Below are 19,508 nucleotides of genomic sequence, written 5' to 3'. Positions count from 1 at the left end.
TTGTTAATATCCCAAAACCGAATTCCCTACATAAAAAGTTCCGATTCGAATATTTGACTAAATTGTACAGGACTAATTAGCTTTAACTCTTCACAATCAACAAGCCATGAAACCTCTCCCATTCAACATTGCTTATTTTTATCTCTTCCTTTCTGTTGTCGGAGGTTCTCTCACTTTTTATTTTGTTTGGTTAGGCATGCAAGAACAAAACGGGCATTTTGATGTAGTCCAGTTTGTTCAAAGTACTTGGACAAGTTATTATGCCAAAAGTCTGACTTTCGACTTCTGGACGGGAACCACAGCAGGGACTTTTTTCATGTTAGTAGAAGGCTATCGACTGCAAATGAAAAAAATGTGGCTATTCATTTTATTAACTTTTCTGATTGGCTATGCTTTTGCTTTCCCCTTATTCTTATTTTTCAGACATAAAAGTATGAATCTCACTCCCGCAATATGAAACATTGGCTATACCTATTACTCCTTTTTCCAATTTCTTTAACTGCTCAAGATACACTGCTAGTTCAGCATGTTGCCGACTTCCCAATCGATGGACAAGCGAATCATCCTGCATGGCAACAAAGCAAATGGTATCCTCTTCCTGCCAGAAATGAATTAGCAAAAGAATTAGATAGTCGATTTAAAATCTTGTATTCCGACAAAGGAATGTATGTGTATTTGGAAGGTAAAGATCAGAAAATCAGCACGACATTTCAGAACGATTTCGAGGACTTATACCAAGCCGATGTATTCGAAGTGTTTTTCCATCCAAATCCTTCGGTGCCTCTTTATTTTGAATATGAAATCAATCCTTTGGAAAAAGAACTCGTTTTAATGGTCCCAAATTTTCAAGGTAAATTTTATGGTTGGTTGCCATGGCATTATGAAGGAGATAGAAAAGTACAAAAGAAGGTTTCTATCAAACACATTTCAGGAGGTATTGGTACTTGGTCAGCTGAACTATTTATCCCATTTACCTTACTAACGCCATTAGAAAATGTCCCGGCAAAACCCGGAACAGTGTGGAAAGGGAATTTTTGTCGGCTCGACTATGATGCGGGGAAAATGGCGAAATGGTCCTGGTCACCTCTACCTGGCACCTTCCATGATTATAAAAAGTATGGGGTCTTTCTATTTAAATAATGTTCAGACCCCAAATTTTATTTTCCAAGCATAGGAAATAAACGACGAATATCTTGTTCCGTAGGCTGCGTACCGTATTCACAAATTTCAAATGCCTCGGCAAATTTAGCTTGATCGGCACGTGATTTGCCATACCACTTTTCTAAGGTTTTTCTCACTTCTGGATTGGGCGTCTGAACACGTTTGGCTAACAAATATTCTTTATGTTTTGCGGGATCTTTTGGTACTTCGTTTTCATAATTCCCTATCCATGGCAACCACTCATAAAACTGAGATTGATGAGCATCTAAACCTGCCAATTTTTTCTCAATGACTGGCGTAATATCAACCGCTATATCCGCTTGAAATGGATTTGGTTTTTTGAAATTATCTTGAAAATATAAGAATACAGGGTTCTTTCTCAAAGGTTCTACATCTGGTGCCACATTAGGAACGCCTACCATAAAAGCTGCATCTTGGACCAAAACACCCGTATAACGATGATCTGGATGGTAATCGTTAGAACGCGGAGCTATCACCACATCTGCTTTCCATTCCCGTATTTTTCGAATAATCTGCAAACGAATTTCTAAACTAGGCAAAAGCTCACCATCATGGTTATCCAACACATCATAAGAAACACCTAATCTACGTGCCACTTCTTTCGTCTCAGCAATTCTTCGTTTTGCCAACATCCCACCACCTTCAGATTGATGACCAGCATCACCATTGGTTACTGATACAAATTTGACATGATGACCCATGGCTACAAACAATGCCGCTGTTCCTCCACTCTTGATATCACAGTCATCTGGATGTGCCCCTATCATGATAATTTGCAATGGGCGATCCTGCGCACCTACATTCCAGGCGATTACACACGCCATTAAAACTGTTAATAGAATTCCTTTTTTCATATGTTATTTGGTTTATTTCGTCATAAATGTCCAAGTGATTTCAGGTAAATATCCAAAATTCGACTTGGGTGCTACCTGTTTAGGATAAGCTTCTAATTGCCCATTGGCTGCTTGCTTCACCCCAAATTCAGTCCAACTATGTGCTCCCTTTTCAAAATTAAATGTCCGGCCATCATCATCATATAATTTCCAAGTCCCCGCCTTTTGACCATAATGTCGAATTTCTAATGCAAAAGCCTGTCCGTCTTTGGGGGCTTGTCGGTGCACAGGCACCATAGGAATCAAAGCCCCATCCTTGACAAAAAGAGGAATCTTATCTAAACTAGGGCTAATCTGTATTTTTTGATTTTCCCCTACTAATTTCCCTGTATAAAAATCGTACCATTTCCCTTCAGGCAAATAAACATCCCGCGTTTTTTCTCCTGCAAACATAGGAGCCACTAAGATAAAATCCCCCATCATATATTGGTCTTTAATGTCATTCTTAATGCTCATACCATAAGGATTATCCGTTCCATCTACTTTCCCTTTCATTCCTACAGGTTTAAACCCAAAACCATCCACCAAATTCATCGCTCTAAATGGAGGTTTCCCTTCAAAACGATACTGGGCAAATGTGGTATATAGGTAAGGCAATAATTGCATGCGTAAATTCGCCACATCACTAACAGCCTTTTCTACTTCTGGAAATGACCATGGTTTAGTACCATCTGACCAAGCATTCAACATGGCCATGGGGGAAAAACAAACCGACTGCATCCTTCTAACCCATTCCTCTGCCGATTTTGACGCTCTCACCTCAGGAGTCCAAAGCACTCCAATAAAGCTGGAATTGACTAAAGCTGTTATAAAATCTTTGTGGCTGTAATAATCATTATAAATCACATAGGGCAATGAACTTGCTCCGGCATTGGAAGCTCGAATCAAACCATAGGTTCTCTTATTTTTTTCCTTGAACCATGAGCTCGTCATTTCTTGTACCATCAAACCATATATTTGTCGCATCTGCTCAGCACTCGTGCCTGATGGAAACGTGGTTACATCTGGCCAAATCCAATGGTCATAACCATCAACTTCATCTATTTTATAGCCTCCTACTCCAATATCCAAATGGTTTTTTACAAAATGAGTCTTGACCAATTTCCTAGCTTCTGCCATAGTAAAGTCAGGAACAAGCCCATTCCAAACCAAGTGGGAGCCCGTGTATTTTTTAATTCCAGCGTACAGAGAAGACTTAGGTGAAACATAAGGATTCAACCAAAGATTAGCGGATAATCCCATACGAGATAACGTATCTAAAAATGCTTTTGGACGAGGGAAACGACCTGGATCCCATTCAAAGGTACATGGATAAGATGCACTATGCCAACCTGGTTCTACCCCTATAAAATCCAACGGAAATTGATGTGCTTCAAAGCTTTTTGCTTCCTTAATGATATCATCTTGACTAAACAACGTGGGAACTCGTTGAGTAAATCCTAATCCCCATTTAGGTGGCAAATAGCCACCTCCATTAAATAAATTGTATCGCTGTACCACCTGCATGGGACTTGGTCCTGCAAAAACATAAATACTAGCCCCATCAGCAGGAATCAAAACTTCAAGTACATCCGAAGGTGGTTGAGAATCCCAATTTTTATCTGAATTTCTATCTTGAATAGGGGCTGGATGTTTGGCATCGGCACGTACATTGGAGCCCGCATAAACTGTCATATAAGCTGCCGCATCTATAAGGACTCCATAGCCTTTGGAAGAAACATAAAAAGGAACTGGCGCATGGGTTCGCCCATTATCTTTTCCTCCATAATGATCCACATGCAAGTTTAAAATCCGTCCCCGTTGATTAACTGATTGAAAATTTAATCCCAAACCAAAAATTTGCTCTTCCTGATTCAATGGAAAGCGCAGGTATATTTTTTTATCAATAATCTGAATTTTGATGTCATCTTTCGACAAGGGAAAATGACTGTTGGGTAATAATTTCAACGCATCATGCAGCGCGTTTCCCCCAGCTGCTTGGAGCAAACTAATATGGCGGGAATTACCTATTTGCGACTTCCAGACACCTGGCTGAACTTCTTTCCACAAACTTGATTTTTGAGCAAAAACAGTTAACCCAAAAAATAGAAAGATGCTGGTACTGAAAATACGTAATGGATTCATGTTTCAAAGGCTTAGAAATTCAAATATGTCTAAATATTCATGGAAGAACAAATGACCCTATTTCCCATTGAGTTTTTTCAATGAAACCTGCTGCCTGTCATCTGGATGACGAAATTCATAAACCTTTTGTCATAATTCATTCCTATTTTTAAAATATTTACCCTTATTTTGGCCAAAAGGCATATCATGAAAAATCTATTAAAATTAGAGTCCTTAGGCTTATTTGCCCTGAGTATATGGGCATACATGGAGCTATTTCCGAATCAATGGGGAACATTTGCTTGGTTGATTTTAGCCCCTGATCTTTCATTTGTAGCCGTTATTATCTCAAAAAAACTAGGTTTACATGCCTACAATTTTTTCCACCACCAAGGGCTTATCGCCTTGGCAATTCTGATTGGTTTTTATTGGCAAATACCCCTTCTATTACAAGTAGGCATCATTTTTATGGCACATAGCACCATCGACCGAGTACTAGGATATGGTCTAAAATTAGAAAGTTTTGACCACACTCATTTGGGATGGATTGGTAAAAGTAGTTTTAAAAACCATGAGCAATAGACGACTTGAAGATATTCGCAACTTTGGGCCATATACCACTGGTATCCTCAACCAAATTGGGATTTACACGGAACAAGATTTACTGTCGACCGATTATCCCAGCATCTCTCAAAAACTAGTAGAACTGGGGATACAACCTAATTTAAACATCTTTTACGGAATAGAAATGGCCATTCAGGGTAAAGTTTGGACTAAAATTACGGCACAAGAAAAACAAGAAATCAAACAAATTTTAGGAAGAAAATAGACTCAGTAAATATTAAATTTTAAGCAACAATACCATCGTTTTGCCCATTTTGATGTAGTTTAGGTTTATTATTTTGTTGAATCTTTTTATACACATGGAAACTAAATATTTATTACATCACGTATTCTTTTGGTTAAACAATCCTGAGTCTGTAGAAGACCGGAACAAACTTATTGAAGGTTTGAACACCCTAAAAGGCATTGATGCCATTAAAAAAATACACATTGGAGTATTAGCCTCTACTGAAAAAAGAGAGGTTGTGGATACTTCTTGGGATGTATCGGAATTGATGTTTTTTGAAAATGAAGTAGATCAAAAGATTTATCAAGACCATAGCATACACCAAGATTTTGTCAAAAACTACAGCCATTTATGGAAAAAAGTAGTGGTTTTTGATGCGCTAGATGTGTAATTTATCTATTTAACAAGAGCCTCTTAAGGCTCTTGTTTTAAACCTATACAATGAAAACATCACGATGGACAGGCCTTATGGTCTGTTTTCTTGGCTTAAGTATTCAAGCTTTGAGTCAAGCCTCCTCTTCCAGTTATTTACCAGAAATCAAGCAAGAGTTGGTCAAGGAATGGCCCAAAAATCGCACCATCAATTTAGTCTTTCACGGACACTCTGTCCCAGCTGGCTATTTCAAAACACCCCTAGTAAATACCCTAGGAGCATATCCATATCAAGTACTAAAAGCTATCAAGGAACAATATCCTTTGGCTGTTATCAATATCATCAATACGTCCATTGGAGGAGAAAATGCCGAAAAAGGAGCCACGAGATTTGAGCAAGACGTATTAAGTCATCGTCCTGATGTGATTTTTATTGATTACGTTCTAAACGATCGAGGTTTAGGTTTGGAAAGAGCAAAAACTGCTTGGGAAAAAATGATTCAAATGGCTCAATCCAAAGGAATCAAGGTAATCTTGTTAAGTGCCTCTCCTGACCAACGGGTGGATATTTTGGATACCAATTCTGTTTTGGATCAACATGGCCAACAAGTGCATGAATTAGCCAGATTACATCAGTTGGGTTTTGTGGATAGCTATGGCTTGTTTCGAACGCAAGTAAAAGCCGGTACTCCTATCGGCGAATTGATGTCGCAAGTAAACCATCCTAATGAGAAAGGACATGCCTTGATTGCGGCAGAAATTGTGAAATATTTTAAATAATTAAACAACCATTTAATTATTTGATCTTCTTTTACTGCATCGTCCCAAGAATTTTGTTTTTCTTAAGACAAACAAAATCAAAATTCCCTTTTCATAGGGATATAAGGACCATTGAATCGACAAAAAAAGACTCAACGAAAAATAGTAGAATTAAAAGCCAAAATCCGCATTCTAATTCTATATTATAAAAATAAAACGATAATTTTGTCTTTGATTTAATCCAATTATTTTAAGCTACATGTCAAAAAAATTAATGGTTACTGGTTCTTTAGGACTAATTGGTTCAGAAGTGAGCGAATATTTCTTAGAAAAGGGTTGGGAAGTGCACGGAATAGACAATAACCAAAGAGCCGTATTTTTTGGTTCTCAAGGTGACAATTCAACCAACCAAGATCGTTTAGCCAAATTTGGAGAATCCTATCAACATCATACTATAGACATTCGTGATCGTCAAGCAGTCTTGGATTTGATTCCAAGAATAAGTCCTGATGCCATTGTTCATACCGCTGCACAGCCTAGCCATGACCGAGCAGCATCCATTCCATTTGAAGACTTTGATACCAATGCTGTAGGTACTTTTAACCTATTAGAATCCCTGCGTAGATTTAGTACCTCAGTTCCATTTGTTCATTTATCTACCAACAAAGTTTACGGTGATGCTCCCAATTTCATTCCAATGAAAGAATTGGAGACCCGTTTTGACTACGATGATGCTACTTACGAACATGGAATTTCAGAAAGCTTTAGCATCGATCAATCTAAGCACTCCCTATTTGGTGCATCTAAGGTTTCTGCTGATATTTCTGTGCAAGAATATGGACGTTATTTTAATATGCCAACTGCCTGTTTACGTGGCGGTTGCCTAACAGGTCCTAACCATGCTGGCGTTGAATTACATGGATTTTTAAGCTATTTGATTAAATGTAATTTAGAACGAAAAGAATACACCGTTTTTGGTTATAAAGGCAAGCAGGTAAGAGATAATATACATTCATATGACGTAGCCAGATTCATTGAAGAATTTATCCAAGCTCCTCGAATCGCGGAGGTATACAATATTGGAGGTGGAAAAGCCAACTCGGTTTCCATTTTAGAGGCATTTCAAATCATTTCCAATATAAGCGGCATTCCAATGAAATATAAATATGATGAGACCAATCGTATAGGTGATCATATTTGTTACTACTCCGATTTACGTAAAATGAAGGCCCATTACCCTAATTGGGACATCACTAAATCCTTGGAAGATGTATTCCAAGATATTTACAACCGTTATATGGAAGCCAAAGCATAATGAAGATACTCATCACCGGAGGTTGTGGTTTTGTCGGCTCAAATTTAGCGGCACTTTTCAAACAACATCTTGTTGATTGTGAAGTATATTGCCTTGATAATTTGTCGAGAAGAGGTTCTGAGTTAAACCTCAATAAAATCCTTCCTTTGGGGGTAAAATTTGTTCATGGTGACGTTAGAATCAAAACGGATTTTGATCGTATCCCTCAAGTAGATGTCGTCATAGATGCCGCGGCAGAACCTTCCGTGTTAGCGGGTAGCCAAGCAGGGGAATTAGAATATTTAATTGATACCAATTTAAATGGAACCATCAATACCCTGTATTTTGCTAAAAAGCATCAAGCAGCTTTCATATTTCTTTCCACCAGTCGAGTTTATCCATACAATACTTTATCCCAAATCAATTACCAAACAAAGGATAAACGCTTTGTTTTATCGAAGCAACAGCCCTTTGAAGGTTTAAGTGAAAAAGGTATTGCTGAAAATTTTCCTTTAGCTGGCCTACGTTCTTTATATGGTGCTACCAAGCTTTCTTCTGAATACATCATTCAAGAATTTGCGCATAATTTTGGTATCCCAACAGTCATTAATCGTTGTGGCGTATTAAGTGGCCCCTATCAAATGGGTAAAATTGATCAAGGGGTTATTGTGCTTTGGATGGCCAAACACTTTTGGAATAAATCCCTTTCTTACATTGGTTATGGAGGGAATGGCCAGCAAATCCGAGATGTGCTGCATGTCAAAGACTTATTCCGATTGGTCCTTTGGCAAATTCAGCACCTAGAAATACATCAAGGTCAAATATTCAATGTGGGTGGCGGATTAGAAAATAGTGTTTCTCTGGCAGAATTAACAGATTTATGTATTCAAATCACCGGGAATACTATTCCGATAGGTTCTTCGAAAGAAAACCGTCCTGGCGATCTTCCGATTTACATCACAGATAATAGTCAAATTACGGCTTTCAGCCAATGGAAACCTGAAATACATGTCTCCACCTTACTGGAGGAAGTACATGATTGGTTTATCCAAGATCAAGCATTTTTACAACCTATTTTATCTTAGAGGTATGTCCAAGCTGAGCATTGTCATACCTGCATATAATGAAGAAGGTTCCATCGTAGAAACGCTTGAGTCTTTATATCAGGCACTCCAACAAGCAGAAATTGACCACGAGATTGTCGTGGTGAATGACAATTCCAAGGATCAAACCTTAAGCATTCTAGAGAATTTACAAAAAAGTATTTCAAGCTTGACCATTTATACCAATCCTGGTCCAAATGGTTTCGGTTATGCCATTCGATATGGTCTTGAACGATTCAAAGGCGATATTGTGGCCGTCATGATGGCCGACTTATCCGATGATCCACAAGATCTGATTGCATTTTACCGTTTAATGGTCGAGAAGAATTTAGACTGTGTTTTTGGTTCACGCTTTATCAAAGGAGGATCAACCCATGATTATCCTAAGCACAAATACATTATCAATCGCATGGCCAATACGATCATTCGTATGTTAGTAGGAATTCCTTACAATGATTCGACTAATGCCTTTAAAATGTATCGAAAAAACACGATTGAAGGACTAAAGCCCTTTTTATCGGCCCATTTTAATTTAACCATTGAATTGCCCTTAAAGGCTATCATTCGTGGTTATTCTTATGATGTTTTACCTAATTCTTGGCGCAATAGAAAAGCAGGACAATCCAATTTGAAAATAAAAGAAATGGGAAGTCGATACCTTTTTATCCTATTGTACATTCTTATCGAAAAGTACCTTTCGAGAAACGATTATTTAAAAAAATAAATGCTTTCACTCCTTCCATCAACCATGCGCGTAAAGGAGAAATTGGCTTGGTTTTTGGCCATGGGAGCTCTCCTATTCTTTCATTTTTATCGCCTTCAAGTTTATACCCTAAATTTTCCTAATTGGGGAGATGACTATGCCTTTTTGGAGCTACTAGACTATGTGAAACAGCATACTCTTCAGGAAAATATGGCGTATATATTTCATTTTCATAATGATATTCATCGAATAGCCTATTCAAGAATCTGGATATTAATCCAGTTTGCTGTTTTGGGGAATCTAAATTTCAAAACCGCCATTCTACTAGCCAATGTTCAAATGGTATTGATTTTAATTCCTTTGTTTAGATTCATACAAAAAATCAAACGCTCTGCTTGGCATTTGTTTGGAATCGCTTGTCTGTTGTTTGCACCATTTGGTAATTTAGATAACTTCAATTTAATAGGTGTATTACAGCATACTGGCTCCATTTTATTTTTAGTTTGGATTGCGTATGGACTATTTTACGCAGAAAATAGCATTTGGGTCATTCTTTTAGCCCTTTTTTACCCTTTTGTTTCAACGGAGGGTATTGCCTTTTTGCCCATGGTAGGATATGTACTTTGGACTAGAAAATCAAGCTTAAAATTACCATTCACAGTACTAGCCCTTGGGGTCATTTTCTTCTATTTTCATGACTATTCAGGTAGTTCTTCCTCCAATGGGCATCTATCGTGGACACTCGTAAAGGGTCTTTTTATCTTTATGGGCAATTGGGCCTTACCAATTTCCGATTCCCTGCGAGCATGGTTTAATTTATTAGCGGGTATTCCCATTATATTGTTCTTTACTTGGCGAATCTTAGGAGCTTTTCGCATTAATCTATCATTTCCATCTTTACTTTTTTTACAAATTTTAGCCACAGGATTTCTCATTTGCTATGGAAGATCTGGCATGGGAGATTTAGAACTTATTACTCTTTCTGATCGATTTTTATTGTACGGTAATGTAACACTAGTTGCCATTTACTGTTCATTAATTCTCCACAAACAACAAGCACTTCGACTTTCTTGGGCATTATTACTTTCTGGAACTTGGATGATTGCTTCGTTTTTTATGGCAAGAAGACCCTTGCAAGAAATGAATCAGAGGTGGACGGCAGATCTTTTTGGAGCTTATTATTTCAAAACCTCTACCGCTTATGATTGCCCTCCTCAAACGATGGCATTATTGAAAAAACCTTTTTATGAATTTGATACTCAAGAGCTGCCTATTCAATTTCCAGAATTAAGAGAACAAAATAATACACAAATTCCCCCAAAAATAAGTCGTTTTCAGGATGGTAGATTATCTTTGTCCTTTGATAAACTACAAGAAAAAAGTAATTCATCCGATCAAAGGTTCCTCGTTTTAAAGCAAACAAATTCTGCGCAAGCAACATATTTTATATCCGCCTTATCAAATGACTATCCAAATCGAATTAAACATAGTAATTTATTGATTCCCAATACTTTGCCAATACCCCGCTTTCAAGTATATTTACTAAATGTTCACAAGAATCATATTACAACTTACCAATATTTATCTCCGCTAACGATTACTAATTAAGGACCACTCCTCCTATAAATGCCCTCCTTGCCACGATTAAAACTTATTTCTATTTTACTTGGATTAATACCTATCGTATTTTTTACTTGGTCATTATTTTCCTTTTCAATCAATATCCCTTGGTTAGATGACTTTGAAGCTCCTATGACCATTAGAGCTTGGTTTGCTCATCCAGACTGGTTCGACCGTTTAAAAATGATTTGGTTCCCCAATAATGAGCACCGAATTGTGACACTTCGTTTATGGGTGATGGTTCATTATTTTGTATTTCATCAATTGGACTTAAAGGCTTTACTACTCACCTCTCACTTATATATCATCATCATATTTGTTTTAATGTGGTTTAATTTACCGCTTAAAAATCGATGGTGGTACTTTTTACCCATCCCCTTTCTTTACTTAAACTTTCAATACCACTTAAATACTTTTTGGTTTATTGTCTCCATTCAAAGAAACTTGGTTATTGGATTTGGGTTTTTAGCTATGTTTTGTCTTAGCAGAGGTGGCAACAAACTATTTGTAACAGGAATAGTATGCACCATGTTAGCCTGTATGTCAAATTCGGATGGTTTACTATTTATTGCCTCAGGAGGAATGATACTATTAACCGCTTTTGACTTGAAAAAGTTGGTTATTTGGGTGGTCGTTTTCATTACATTTTTGACACTATTTTTCTGGAATTATCCCAGTATGGGAGCAAATCAAAATGGTTTAATCTATTTATTGGGCCATCCTTGGCAAAGTATACAAGGCTTTTTTGTGTTTTTGGGAGGCTCGGCTGACTACTTCAATGAGCAAGATTCCAGTATCAGATTGGTCTTTAGTTTTACTATGGGATTTTTGCTATTTATCATTATTCTTTGGGGCTTTCAACGTTGGGTTTTCATCAAAGCGCTTAAGACATATCCAAGTTTATTAAATCGATGGACTTCGCAAGAAATGGCTAATCCTAGTCAACTTTTTCTAGCGGGTTGTCTAACTTTTTGTCTTTTAAATGGCGTTTTATTGGCTGTTTTAAGGTCTAAATATGGCCCATTTGTCTTCTTAATTGGGAATTATAAAATTATTGCCACATTAGCAATGTTACTTACTTATGTGCTTTCCACCCATCTTGTTTCTTCGAATTTTACGACCAAATGGGTGCTTCCTGTTGCTATGATATTTTGGCTTAGCTCTATCATTACGTACTATCCTGCGATAAAAAGCAGAAAGGAATTTCTACTTCAAGATTATCAATTGTTCATTCACGAAAAGCAGGGTTTAGGCTTTAGTAAAGAGAATGTCAAAAAATATGACCTTCATCTCATGATGGTTCAAATGCTAAACAAAGGCGAATTTAAACCTGCTATTAAGTAGTTGATATTCTGATTGTTTTATCAATAAATTGATTGGGCAATTCCAAAATTTTTCCTAATTTTCCTTAACGCTGTCAAGGTTTAAAACCTTGACAGCGTTGTCAGATTTCTCTTTTAACTTATTCCAAAACCCTATCTCATGAAATACTTAAAACTGATTCCAACCCTCTTACTGGCCTTTCTATTTTTATTCGGTGGACTAAATTTTTTCTTTGAATTTGTACCAACTCCACCACTATCTGGAAATCAAGCTGTCTTTTTTAATTTAATGGTGCCTACTGGATTTATGACAGTTGTGAAGTCACTAGAAATAATTGGTGCCATCTTATTACTTATACCTTCCAAAAGAGCTCTTTCATTACTCATTCTGACTCCAATTGCCATCAATATTGTAGTTTTAGAATTCTTAGTTCTAGGAGGATTAGGCGCTGGTCCTGTATTAATTATTTTAATTGGAATTATTGCTTACCAAGAATTTGATAAGTTTAAGGCATTACTTTAGCCATTTCAACTTGAATGCAAGTATCCAACTTATTGGACAATAAGTTCAAATTTGGATTCGTTCGAACAACGCAGTCAAGGTTCGGAACCTTGACTGCGTTGTTTAAATATGGCTATTTCCCCAGCAAATACTGCTTAAAACCAGCGTAATCTGTTCCCAAGGAAATCGCAACTTTTTCTTTACTTAATAGTGCTGACAAACGCTCTGGGATAGGCACTTGTCGACCTAATGTTGTTTCAACTGTTGGTAAAAATTTGGCATAGTGTGCTGTCGACAATAATATTCCTGTAAACTCTTCTTTAACCTCTGCCTTGTATTGCTGTAAACCATCGTAAGCCACTGCCGTATGCGGACACATGACATATCCTGTCCGATCATACACCTCTTTCATACTTACCTTCGTTTGCTCGTCATTCGTGAAATACCCTTTTACCAATTCCCTTACAGATTCCCATTTTTCACCAGCCAGCAATTTCATGCGACTAAAATTGGAAGGATTCCCTACATCCATAGCATTGGAAAGGGTCTCTACGCTAGTTTTTGGCTTATATTCCCCAGTTGTTAAATAATCTGGTACTACTTTATTTTCATTACAAGCTGCCACAAATGCCTTTACTGGTAGTCCCATGCGATATGCCATTAAGCCCGCACTCAAGTTCCCAAAATTACCACTCGGGACACAGAATACTATTGGCATTTTCAATCCCTTTCTTTTCGCCTCTGCAAAAGCAGCGAAATAATAAAAAGATTGAGGAATCAATCGAGAGATATTGATGGAATTAGCTGATGCCAAATTGAATTTGGCCCTCAATTCCTCATCTAAAAAGGCTTGCTTTACCAAACTTTGGCAGTCATCAAAAGTCCCATCTATTTCTAAAGCATGGACATTACCACCCAAAGTCGTCAATTGCTTTTCCTGAATATCTGAAACTTTCCCCTTTGGATAAAGTATGGTAACTGAAATCCCAGGAGTATTAAAAAAACCTTGTGCAACTGCCCCACCCGTATCTCCAGATGTAGCTACTAAGATGCGAATCTCTCTTTTTGATTTCAACAAATAGTGCGACATAATCGCCGCCATAAAGCGAGCTCCAAAATCCTTAAATGCCATGGATGGACCATGGAATAATTCCAAGACTTCGACATCTTTTTCCAAATCAAATAAAGGAGCCTCGAACGTCATCGATTGACTAATAATTCCATGAATTTCGTCCTTAGTCAAATCTGCCCCCAATAAATGTTGGCATACTGCCTCCGCTATTTCTTGGAAACTTTTATCTTGAATGGTTTCAAAAAACGTAGAATCCATCTTCTCAATAGACAATGGCATATACAAGCCATTATCTGGTGGCAAACCCCTAAATATGGCTTCTTCTAATGATACATCAGGACTTTGATGTTGTGTACTATATAACTTCATCACCTTATTATTAATTAGGCATCACACCTACTTCATCATATACTTATTTCAACACCAATTTATTACCTCTTAAACCAGGCAACACTGGATAAACATCTCTTTCCAAGCAAAAGCTAATATCCTTTTCAATACCTAATCCCAACAATCGATTCACGTGAGAAGATCCTTTCACAGCTTGCATTAAGTTAGCCGAAGCCTCCTTATATGTTCCCAAAGCCATCATGGCTGCATCATCTGCCACATGGTAAGAACCATGTAATAAATCTATTAAAGCACCTGCAAATAAAGTGTCCTCTAGATTAGGCTTCCCTTTCCAGCCTGCACAAACAATCAACGCATCTCCCTCCCATTTTTTCAATGCCTCCGCAACTCGCGATATATTTAAAAATGCCCCCACATAAAGTGCTGGCGATTTTCTTGACTTTCGAATAGCCACAGTGCCGTTGGTCGTAGTCACGCAAATCTTTGCTCCTTTTACCTTATCTACTTGATAACTAAAGGGGGAATTATCAAAATCAAAACCCGCTGGAGTAACACCATTTCTTTCTGCTGATGTCAAATATCCCTTAGCTCCATAAGCACTGCAAAGGTCCATTTTCTCCACTGGAATAATCTCCTTGGCCCCATGAGCAAAGGCCGTCACCATACAGGATGTCGCCCTAAAAATATCCACGACAACAACTGCTAGAGAAGGAACATCATACAAATGAATGAGTTCTGGCGACAAACAAACGTCGATTTTTCTCATAATTACTCTAAATAAATGGCATTTTAACTACTACAGCCTTCAGGGATTTATCACGAATCTGTACAAAAATTTCCGTTCCTACTTTAGCATATTCTGTCTTCACATATCCCATGCCTATACCTTTTGATAAGTTAGGAGATTGCGTTCCAGATGTAACTTCACCAATTGACTCCCCAGCTTCATTCACGATTGGATAATGTTGACGTGGTATTCCGCGATCAATCATCTCAAATCCCACTAATTTTTTCTTAGCTCCTTCAGCCTTTATTTTGGCATGAATATCAGAAGCTATAAACTCTTTATTGAATGATGTGATCCAACCCAATCCAGCCTCAATGGGCGACGTAGTATCATCTATATCATGTCCATACAAGCAATAACCCATTTCTGTACGTAAGGTATCTCTCGCACCAAGTCCAATCGGTTTAATTCCAAACTCTGCTCCTGCCTCAAAAATCGCATTCCACATGGATAATGCTTGTTCATTTTTGACATAAATCTCAAAACCACCGGCTCCTGTATAACCTGTATTAGAAATAATCACATCAGCAACACCCGCCATTTGACCAATTTTAAAGGAATAGTACGGCATTGAAGACAATTCTACATCAGTCAATTTTTGTAATGCTAAAATGGCTTTGGGGCCTTGCACGGCAAACAAACTATACTCATCACTCTGGTTTGTCATTTCAACACCAAAACTATTGTGTGATGAAATCCAATTCCAATCCTTTTCAATATTGGAAGCATTCACCACCAACATATATTCATTTTCCTTCACTCGATAAACCAACAAATCGTCAACAATTCCTCCTTGATCATTGGGCAAGCAGCTATATTGAACTTTTCCATCCACCAATTTAGAAGCATCATTAGAGCACACATATTGAATCAAATCCAAGGCTTTCTCTCCTTTCAAATAAAACTCCCCCATATGACTCACGTCAAATACCCCCACTTGCTGACGAACACAGATATGTTCCTCAATCAAATTGGTGTATAAAACAGGCATATTAAATCCAGCAAAAGGGACCATTTTTGCTCCAAGCGCCACATGGGTATCGTTCAAATGAACGAGTTGTAATTGTTCTGACATATTATTCTCGATATAAAACTTGTAATAAAGTTTGCCCTACAGCTTGTAAGGTTTTAGGGTCAATAATGGATAAATTATCTCCATGTCGATGATGATACGGACCAAAGATATCTCCCATACTTCCAGGAGCCTGTGGCCTTAAATCTATAATATCAATCATTTGGATTTTGGCTACTTCATTGACCGCCGTATGGTCGTCGGTTATTCCTGGGCCTTCTTCTTGTAGAAATAAATGCCCAAATCCTAAATCTGCTGCAGCTGACCAAATGGACCGAACAACGGTGGGCGCATATTGCATAGAACCATATTCTTGAGGAAATACAGCCCCTTTGGCACCTACCATATCCAATAATATTCCATAAAAAGGACGGTAATTTTGTGGAAAAATATGAGCCGCCCAATATTGTGATCCTAGCGCCCAGGTATTTTGAACGTTTGTCTCTACTCCATGGGGTTCTCCTGTATCTTCTAAATCAAAAAATAGAAAATCTACTCCAACAGATGGCTTTTTTGAACTAGAAGATAATTGTCTCGCCAATTCGATCATTACACCAACCCCGCTTCCTCCATCATTCGCTGCATCGATTGGTTCATTTTTCCGAATGGAATCCTTATCCGCTACCGCTCTAGAATCCCAATGTGCCGCCAATAAAATTCGTTTCCCAATTTCTGGCTGAAACTGGGCCATGATATTGGTTCCTTTTAATACTTTACCTGCGTAATTAGTTGCTGTAAATGGCTGCGTGCTCACTTGTAAACCATAGGATTTCAACTTAGCAATAATCCAATCTTGGCACTTTTGATGAGCATTAGTCCCAGGAACCCTTGGACCAAAATCCACTTGCTGCTTGACATAAGCATAGGCAGAATCCGCACTAAAATTCGGGGTATCTACTAATTGAACGGCTGCCGTTTTCTCTTCACTAACTTTACTGGTACTCTGAAACCAATAAACAACGCCTGAGAGGATAAAGACAAGTAACAATAATAGAGCAACCCTAGATCGATTCATGAATATTAGGAAAAACAAGCCCAAAAGTACTAAATAGAATTAGGATTAGGGAATGAAGCCCTTGGAATTAATCCCCTGATGAGACAATTTCTTGAAATTGAGATGATAAGCCTACATTTTTATGAAAAATCTTGAAAATCGAATGTAGGAAAGGAAATAAACTACTGATAATCATTCTAAAAGTAAAAACCCGTACCTTCGGGTAAGTTTTAAATTTCATTTATATGCCAACTTCCCCTAAGGAACAACGTTTTTTGGCTAGTTTACAAAAAGACATCCTAGAATTTTTTGAGTTGAACGACTATCGTTCCTACTCCATTAATCAAATTCATAAGGCATTTGCCATCCGTGACCGTAAAACCAAAGAGCTATACGCTGATTTGGTACAAAAATTAGTCATCGAGAATCGGTTGATTCGACAATCCGATGGTAATTACCGTTTTGATAATGAATCCTTTCAAATTGAAGGCCGTGTTGATCATGTCAATGCAAGATTCGCATTTGTTATTCCAGATGACGGAAGCAAAGATGTTTGGGTGGCTACAGCTGATTTGATGAATGCCAAAGACGGAGATCGTGTACGTGTTCAAGCAAGAAGACCATCCGAGAAAAAGAAAAATGACCGTCCAGAAGGTGAAGTTATAGAGATTTTAGAAAGGAAATCATTTGAAATAGTTGGGGTCATTCAAGTAACACCCCATTATTCTTTCCTCATTCCTGATTCCAAAAAAATCTATGAGGATATCTACATTCCAAAAACAAAGACTTTACAAGCCAATCACTTAGATAAAGTCATTGTGGAGGTTACCCGTTGGGGAACACCTGGCAAAAAAGCAGAAGGTAGAGTCATTAAAATACTAGGCAAAGCAGGCGAAAATGAGACAGAAATGCACTCCATTTTAGCCGAATTTGGCTTGCCTTATGAGTTCCCAGAAATGGTAGAATTGGCAGCAGAAGCTATTTCAACTGAAATTTCTAAAGAGGAAATTAAAAAGAGAAAAGACCTGCGTAAGATTTTAAGTTTTACGATTGACCCGAAAGATGCCAAAGATTTTGATGACGCTATTAGTTATCAAAAGCTAGCCAATGGAAACACAGAAATTGGCGTTCACATTGCCGATGTTTCCCATTATGTGAAACCTGGTAGTATTTTGGATCAAGAAGCATTTCGACGTGCTACTTCTGTCTATTTAGTAGACCGAGTGGTGCCCATGTTACCCGAAAAACTATCCAATGGTTTGTGTTCTTTGAGACCCCATGAAGATAAATTAACATTCTCTACCCTTTTAGAGTTTGATCCAAATGGTATAATTGTCAAGGAGTGGTTTGGTAGAACTGTCATCCACTCTGATCGCAGATTTGCTTACGAAGAAGCTCAAGTTTTAATTGAAAACGAAGGAGAAGAAATTGATGCTTACGAACCCGTGATCAAGGACTTGAATCGAATAGCTAAAAAACTACGAGATCACAGATTCAAGCATGGTTCGGTCAACTTTGAAACAGTTGAAGTAAAATTTGAATTGGATGAAAATGGGACACCTTTGGCTGTATTTCCAAGAGAGAGAAAAGATGCCCATAAATTAATCGAGGAATTCATGCTGATGGCTAATAAAAAAGTAGCTGAATACGTGCATGAATTGAAAAAAACAGAACCTCGAAATACGATGGTTTACCGAGTACACGAGGCTCCTGACCCAGAAAAATTACGTGTATTTTCTGCTTTTGCTAAGAAATTTGGCTATCAAGTATCAACTGAACCTAAGCAAGTTTCCCAATCGTTTAATGCCCTAATGGAAAACGTGGAAGGTAAAGCAGAAGAACATGTATTGCAAAGCTTAGCGGTAAGAACCATGTCGAAAGCGCGCTATAGTACCGATGCCATTGGGCACTTCGGTTTAGCTTTCCCTTTTTACTCGCACTTTACTAGCCCGATTCGTCGATATCCAGATGTCATGACGCATCGTTTATTGCAGCTTTACTTAGACAAAGGTGCTTCCCCAGAAAGGGCACCACTGGAAATTCAATGCAAGCATTGTTCGGATAGAGAAAAACTTGCCGCCGATGCCGAAAGAGCTTCTGTGAAATACAAACAAGTAGAATATATGTCCTTGCATGAACCTCAAGTTTTTGATGGTATCATCACAGGAGTAACGGAATTTGGAATCTTTGTCGAGATTGGCGAGACTTCTTGTGAAGGATTAGTAAGGATGGTCGACTTGAACGACGATTATTATGATTTAGATAAAGAAAATTATCGTATTGTAGGTAAATCCAACGGACGTGTTTTCTCGTTTGGAGATGCGGTAAAAGTAAAAGTGAGGGATACCAATTTAGCTAAAAGAACCATTGACCTAGAATTAATCGGGATGAAGTCTGGTGGAGATCGTTTTGGAAATAACCGCATCAGACGCAGAGAAGGGCGCCCGGCTAACGTAATTCCAAGAGGGAAAGACCGTAGAAATAATATTGGTCGTAAAAGAAGATAAGATTTGTCAACTTTTAAAAAGT

19 protein-coding genes are annotated in these 19,508 nt (G+C 37.9%); 13 read left to right on the top strand and 6 right to left on the bottom strand.

All coding sequences use genetic code 11. The features are described from left to right. Positions 1-106 precede the first annotated feature (106 nt). Both HME7025_RS00700 and HME7025_RS00695 read left to right on the top strand, forming a co-directional pair. Positions 107-457: a DUF2834 domain-containing protein gene (locus HME7025_RS00700; RefSeq protein ID WP_109321800.1), complete on the top strand. Its 351-nt coding sequence runs from the start codon at positions 107-109 to the stop codon at positions 455-457. After that, entirely contained in the window at positions 454-1,140 is a 687-nt protein-coding gene (locus tag HME7025_RS00695) for a carbohydrate-binding family 9-like protein (RefSeq protein WP_109321799.1), read from the top strand. The genes HME7025_RS00700 and HME7025_RS00695 overlap by 4 nt, the downstream gene beginning before the upstream one ends. Before the next feature lie 17 nt (positions 1,141-1,157). Here the strand turns inward: HME7025_RS00695 and HME7025_RS00690 are convergent, their stop codons facing one another. Then, positions 1,158-2,036 carry a PIG-L deacetylase family protein gene (locus tag HME7025_RS00690; RefSeq protein WP_109321798.1) on the bottom strand — a complete coding sequence of 293 codons (879 nt, stop codon included), beginning with the start codon at positions 2,034-2,036 and terminating at the stop codon, positions 1,158-1,160. A 12-nt stretch (positions 2,037-2,048) separates the two neighbouring features. After that, positions 2,049-4,199 carry a TIM-barrel domain-containing protein gene (locus tag HME7025_RS00685; protein WP_109321797.1) on the bottom strand — a complete coding sequence of 717 codons (2,151 nt, stop codon included), beginning with the start codon at positions 4,197-4,199 and terminating at the stop codon, positions 2,049-2,051. Positions 4,200-4,385: 186 nt separating this feature from the next. Here HME7025_RS00685 and HME7025_RS00680 point away from each other — a divergent pair, with 186 nt between their 5' ends. From HME7025_RS00680 to HME7025_RS00635, 10 genes are all read left to right on the top strand, one after another. Further along, on the top strand, positions 4,386-4,760 hold the full coding sequence (locus HME7025_RS00680; RefSeq protein ID WP_109321796.1) for a DUF4260 domain-containing protein: 375 nt from the start codon (positions 4,386-4,388) through the stop codon (positions 4,758-4,760). Further along, entirely contained in the window at positions 4,750-5,007 is a 258-nt protein-coding gene (locus HME7025_RS00675) for a TfoX/Sxy family DNA transformation protein (protein ID WP_109321795.1), read from the top strand. Before HME7025_RS00680 ends, HME7025_RS00675 begins: the two co-directional genes overlap by 11 nt. A gap of 94 nt (positions 5,008-5,101) precedes the next feature. After that, positions 5,102-5,419 (top strand): Dabb family protein, encoded by a 318-nt coding sequence (locus tag HME7025_RS00670; protein ID WP_109321794.1) that lies wholly within the window; start codon positions 5,102-5,104, stop codon positions 5,417-5,419. A gap of 50 nt (positions 5,420-5,469) precedes the next feature. Continuing rightward, positions 5,470-6,180, top strand: a complete 711-nt coding sequence (locus HME7025_RS00665; protein WP_109321793.1) for an SGNH/GDSL hydrolase family protein — start codon at positions 5,470-5,472, stop codon at positions 6,178-6,180. 238 nt (positions 6,181-6,418) lie between these two features. Next, positions 6,419-7,474, top strand: a complete 1,056-nt coding sequence (locus tag HME7025_RS00660; protein WP_109321792.1) for an NAD-dependent epimerase/dehydratase family protein — start codon at positions 6,419-6,421, stop codon at positions 7,472-7,474. Next, positions 7,474-8,538, top strand: a complete 1,065-nt coding sequence (locus tag HME7025_RS00655; RefSeq protein WP_109321791.1) for an NAD-dependent epimerase/dehydratase family protein — start codon at positions 7,474-7,476, stop codon at positions 8,536-8,538. The genes HME7025_RS00660 and HME7025_RS00655 overlap by 1 nt, the downstream gene beginning before the upstream one ends. Positions 8,539-8,542: 4 nt before the next feature. Continuing rightward, a complete protein-coding gene (locus tag HME7025_RS00650) occupies positions 8,543-9,280 on the top strand; it encodes a glycosyltransferase family 2 protein (protein WP_109321790.1) in 738 nt (245 codons plus the stop codon). Beyond that, positions 9,281-10,867 (top strand): hypothetical protein, encoded by a 1,587-nt coding sequence (locus HME7025_RS00645; RefSeq protein WP_154401910.1) that lies wholly within the window; start codon positions 9,281-9,283, stop codon positions 10,865-10,867. A gap of 18 nt (positions 10,868-10,885) precedes the next feature. Further along, positions 10,886-12,223 carry a hypothetical protein gene (locus tag HME7025_RS00640; protein ID WP_109321788.1) on the top strand — a complete coding sequence of 446 codons (1,338 nt, stop codon included), beginning with the start codon at positions 10,886-10,888 and terminating at the stop codon, positions 12,221-12,223. A gap of 138 nt (positions 12,224-12,361) precedes the next feature. Next, positions 12,362-12,724 carry a hypothetical protein gene (locus tag HME7025_RS00635; RefSeq protein ID WP_109321787.1) on the top strand — a complete coding sequence of 121 codons (363 nt, stop codon included), beginning with the start codon at positions 12,362-12,364 and terminating at the stop codon, positions 12,722-12,724. A gap of 112 nt (positions 12,725-12,836) precedes the next feature. On the opposite strand, the gene thrC is transcribed toward HME7025_RS00635, so the two are convergent. The 4 genes from thrC to HME7025_RS00615 are packed head-to-tail and all read right to left on the bottom strand — an operon-like array spanning position 12,837 to position 17,000. After that, entirely contained in the window at positions 12,837-14,144 is a 1,308-nt protein-coding gene (gene thrC / locus HME7025_RS00630) for a threonine synthase (protein ID WP_109321786.1), read from the bottom strand. 43 nt (positions 14,145-14,187) lie between these two features. Continuing rightward, a complete protein-coding gene (locus tag HME7025_RS00625; protein WP_109321785.1) occupies positions 14,188-14,892 on the bottom strand; it encodes a 2-phosphosulfolactate phosphatase in 705 nt (234 codons plus the stop codon). A 7-nt stretch (positions 14,893-14,899) separates the two neighbouring features. Beyond that, positions 14,900-15,988, bottom strand: a complete 1,089-nt coding sequence (gene gcvT / locus HME7025_RS00620; protein ID WP_109321784.1) for a glycine cleavage system aminomethyltransferase GcvT — start codon at positions 15,986-15,988, stop codon at positions 14,900-14,902. Between the two features lies 1 nt (position 15,989). Further along, complete coding sequence (locus HME7025_RS00615; RefSeq protein ID WP_109321783.1) at positions 15,990-17,000, bottom strand: M28 family peptidase; 1,011 nt, start codon at positions 16,998-17,000, stop codon at positions 15,990-15,992. 224 nt (positions 17,001-17,224) lie between these two features. Here HME7025_RS00615 and rnr point away from each other — a divergent pair, with 224 nt between their 5' ends. Next, positions 17,225-19,486 carry a ribonuclease R gene (gene rnr / locus HME7025_RS00610; RefSeq protein WP_109321782.1) on the top strand — a complete coding sequence of 754 codons (2,262 nt, stop codon included), beginning with the start codon at positions 17,225-17,227 and terminating at the stop codon, positions 19,484-19,486. Positions 19,487-19,508 lie beyond the last annotated feature (22 nt).

The sequence above is a fragment of the Aquirufa nivalisilvae genome, assembly GCF_003143535.1.
Classification (GTDB): Bacteria; Bacteroidota; Bacteroidia; order Cytophagales; family Spirosomataceae; genus Aquirufa; species Aquirufa nivalisilvae.
Note: the sequence above shows the minus strand (reverse complement) of the source record. Positions and strands in the feature narration are given on the sequence as shown.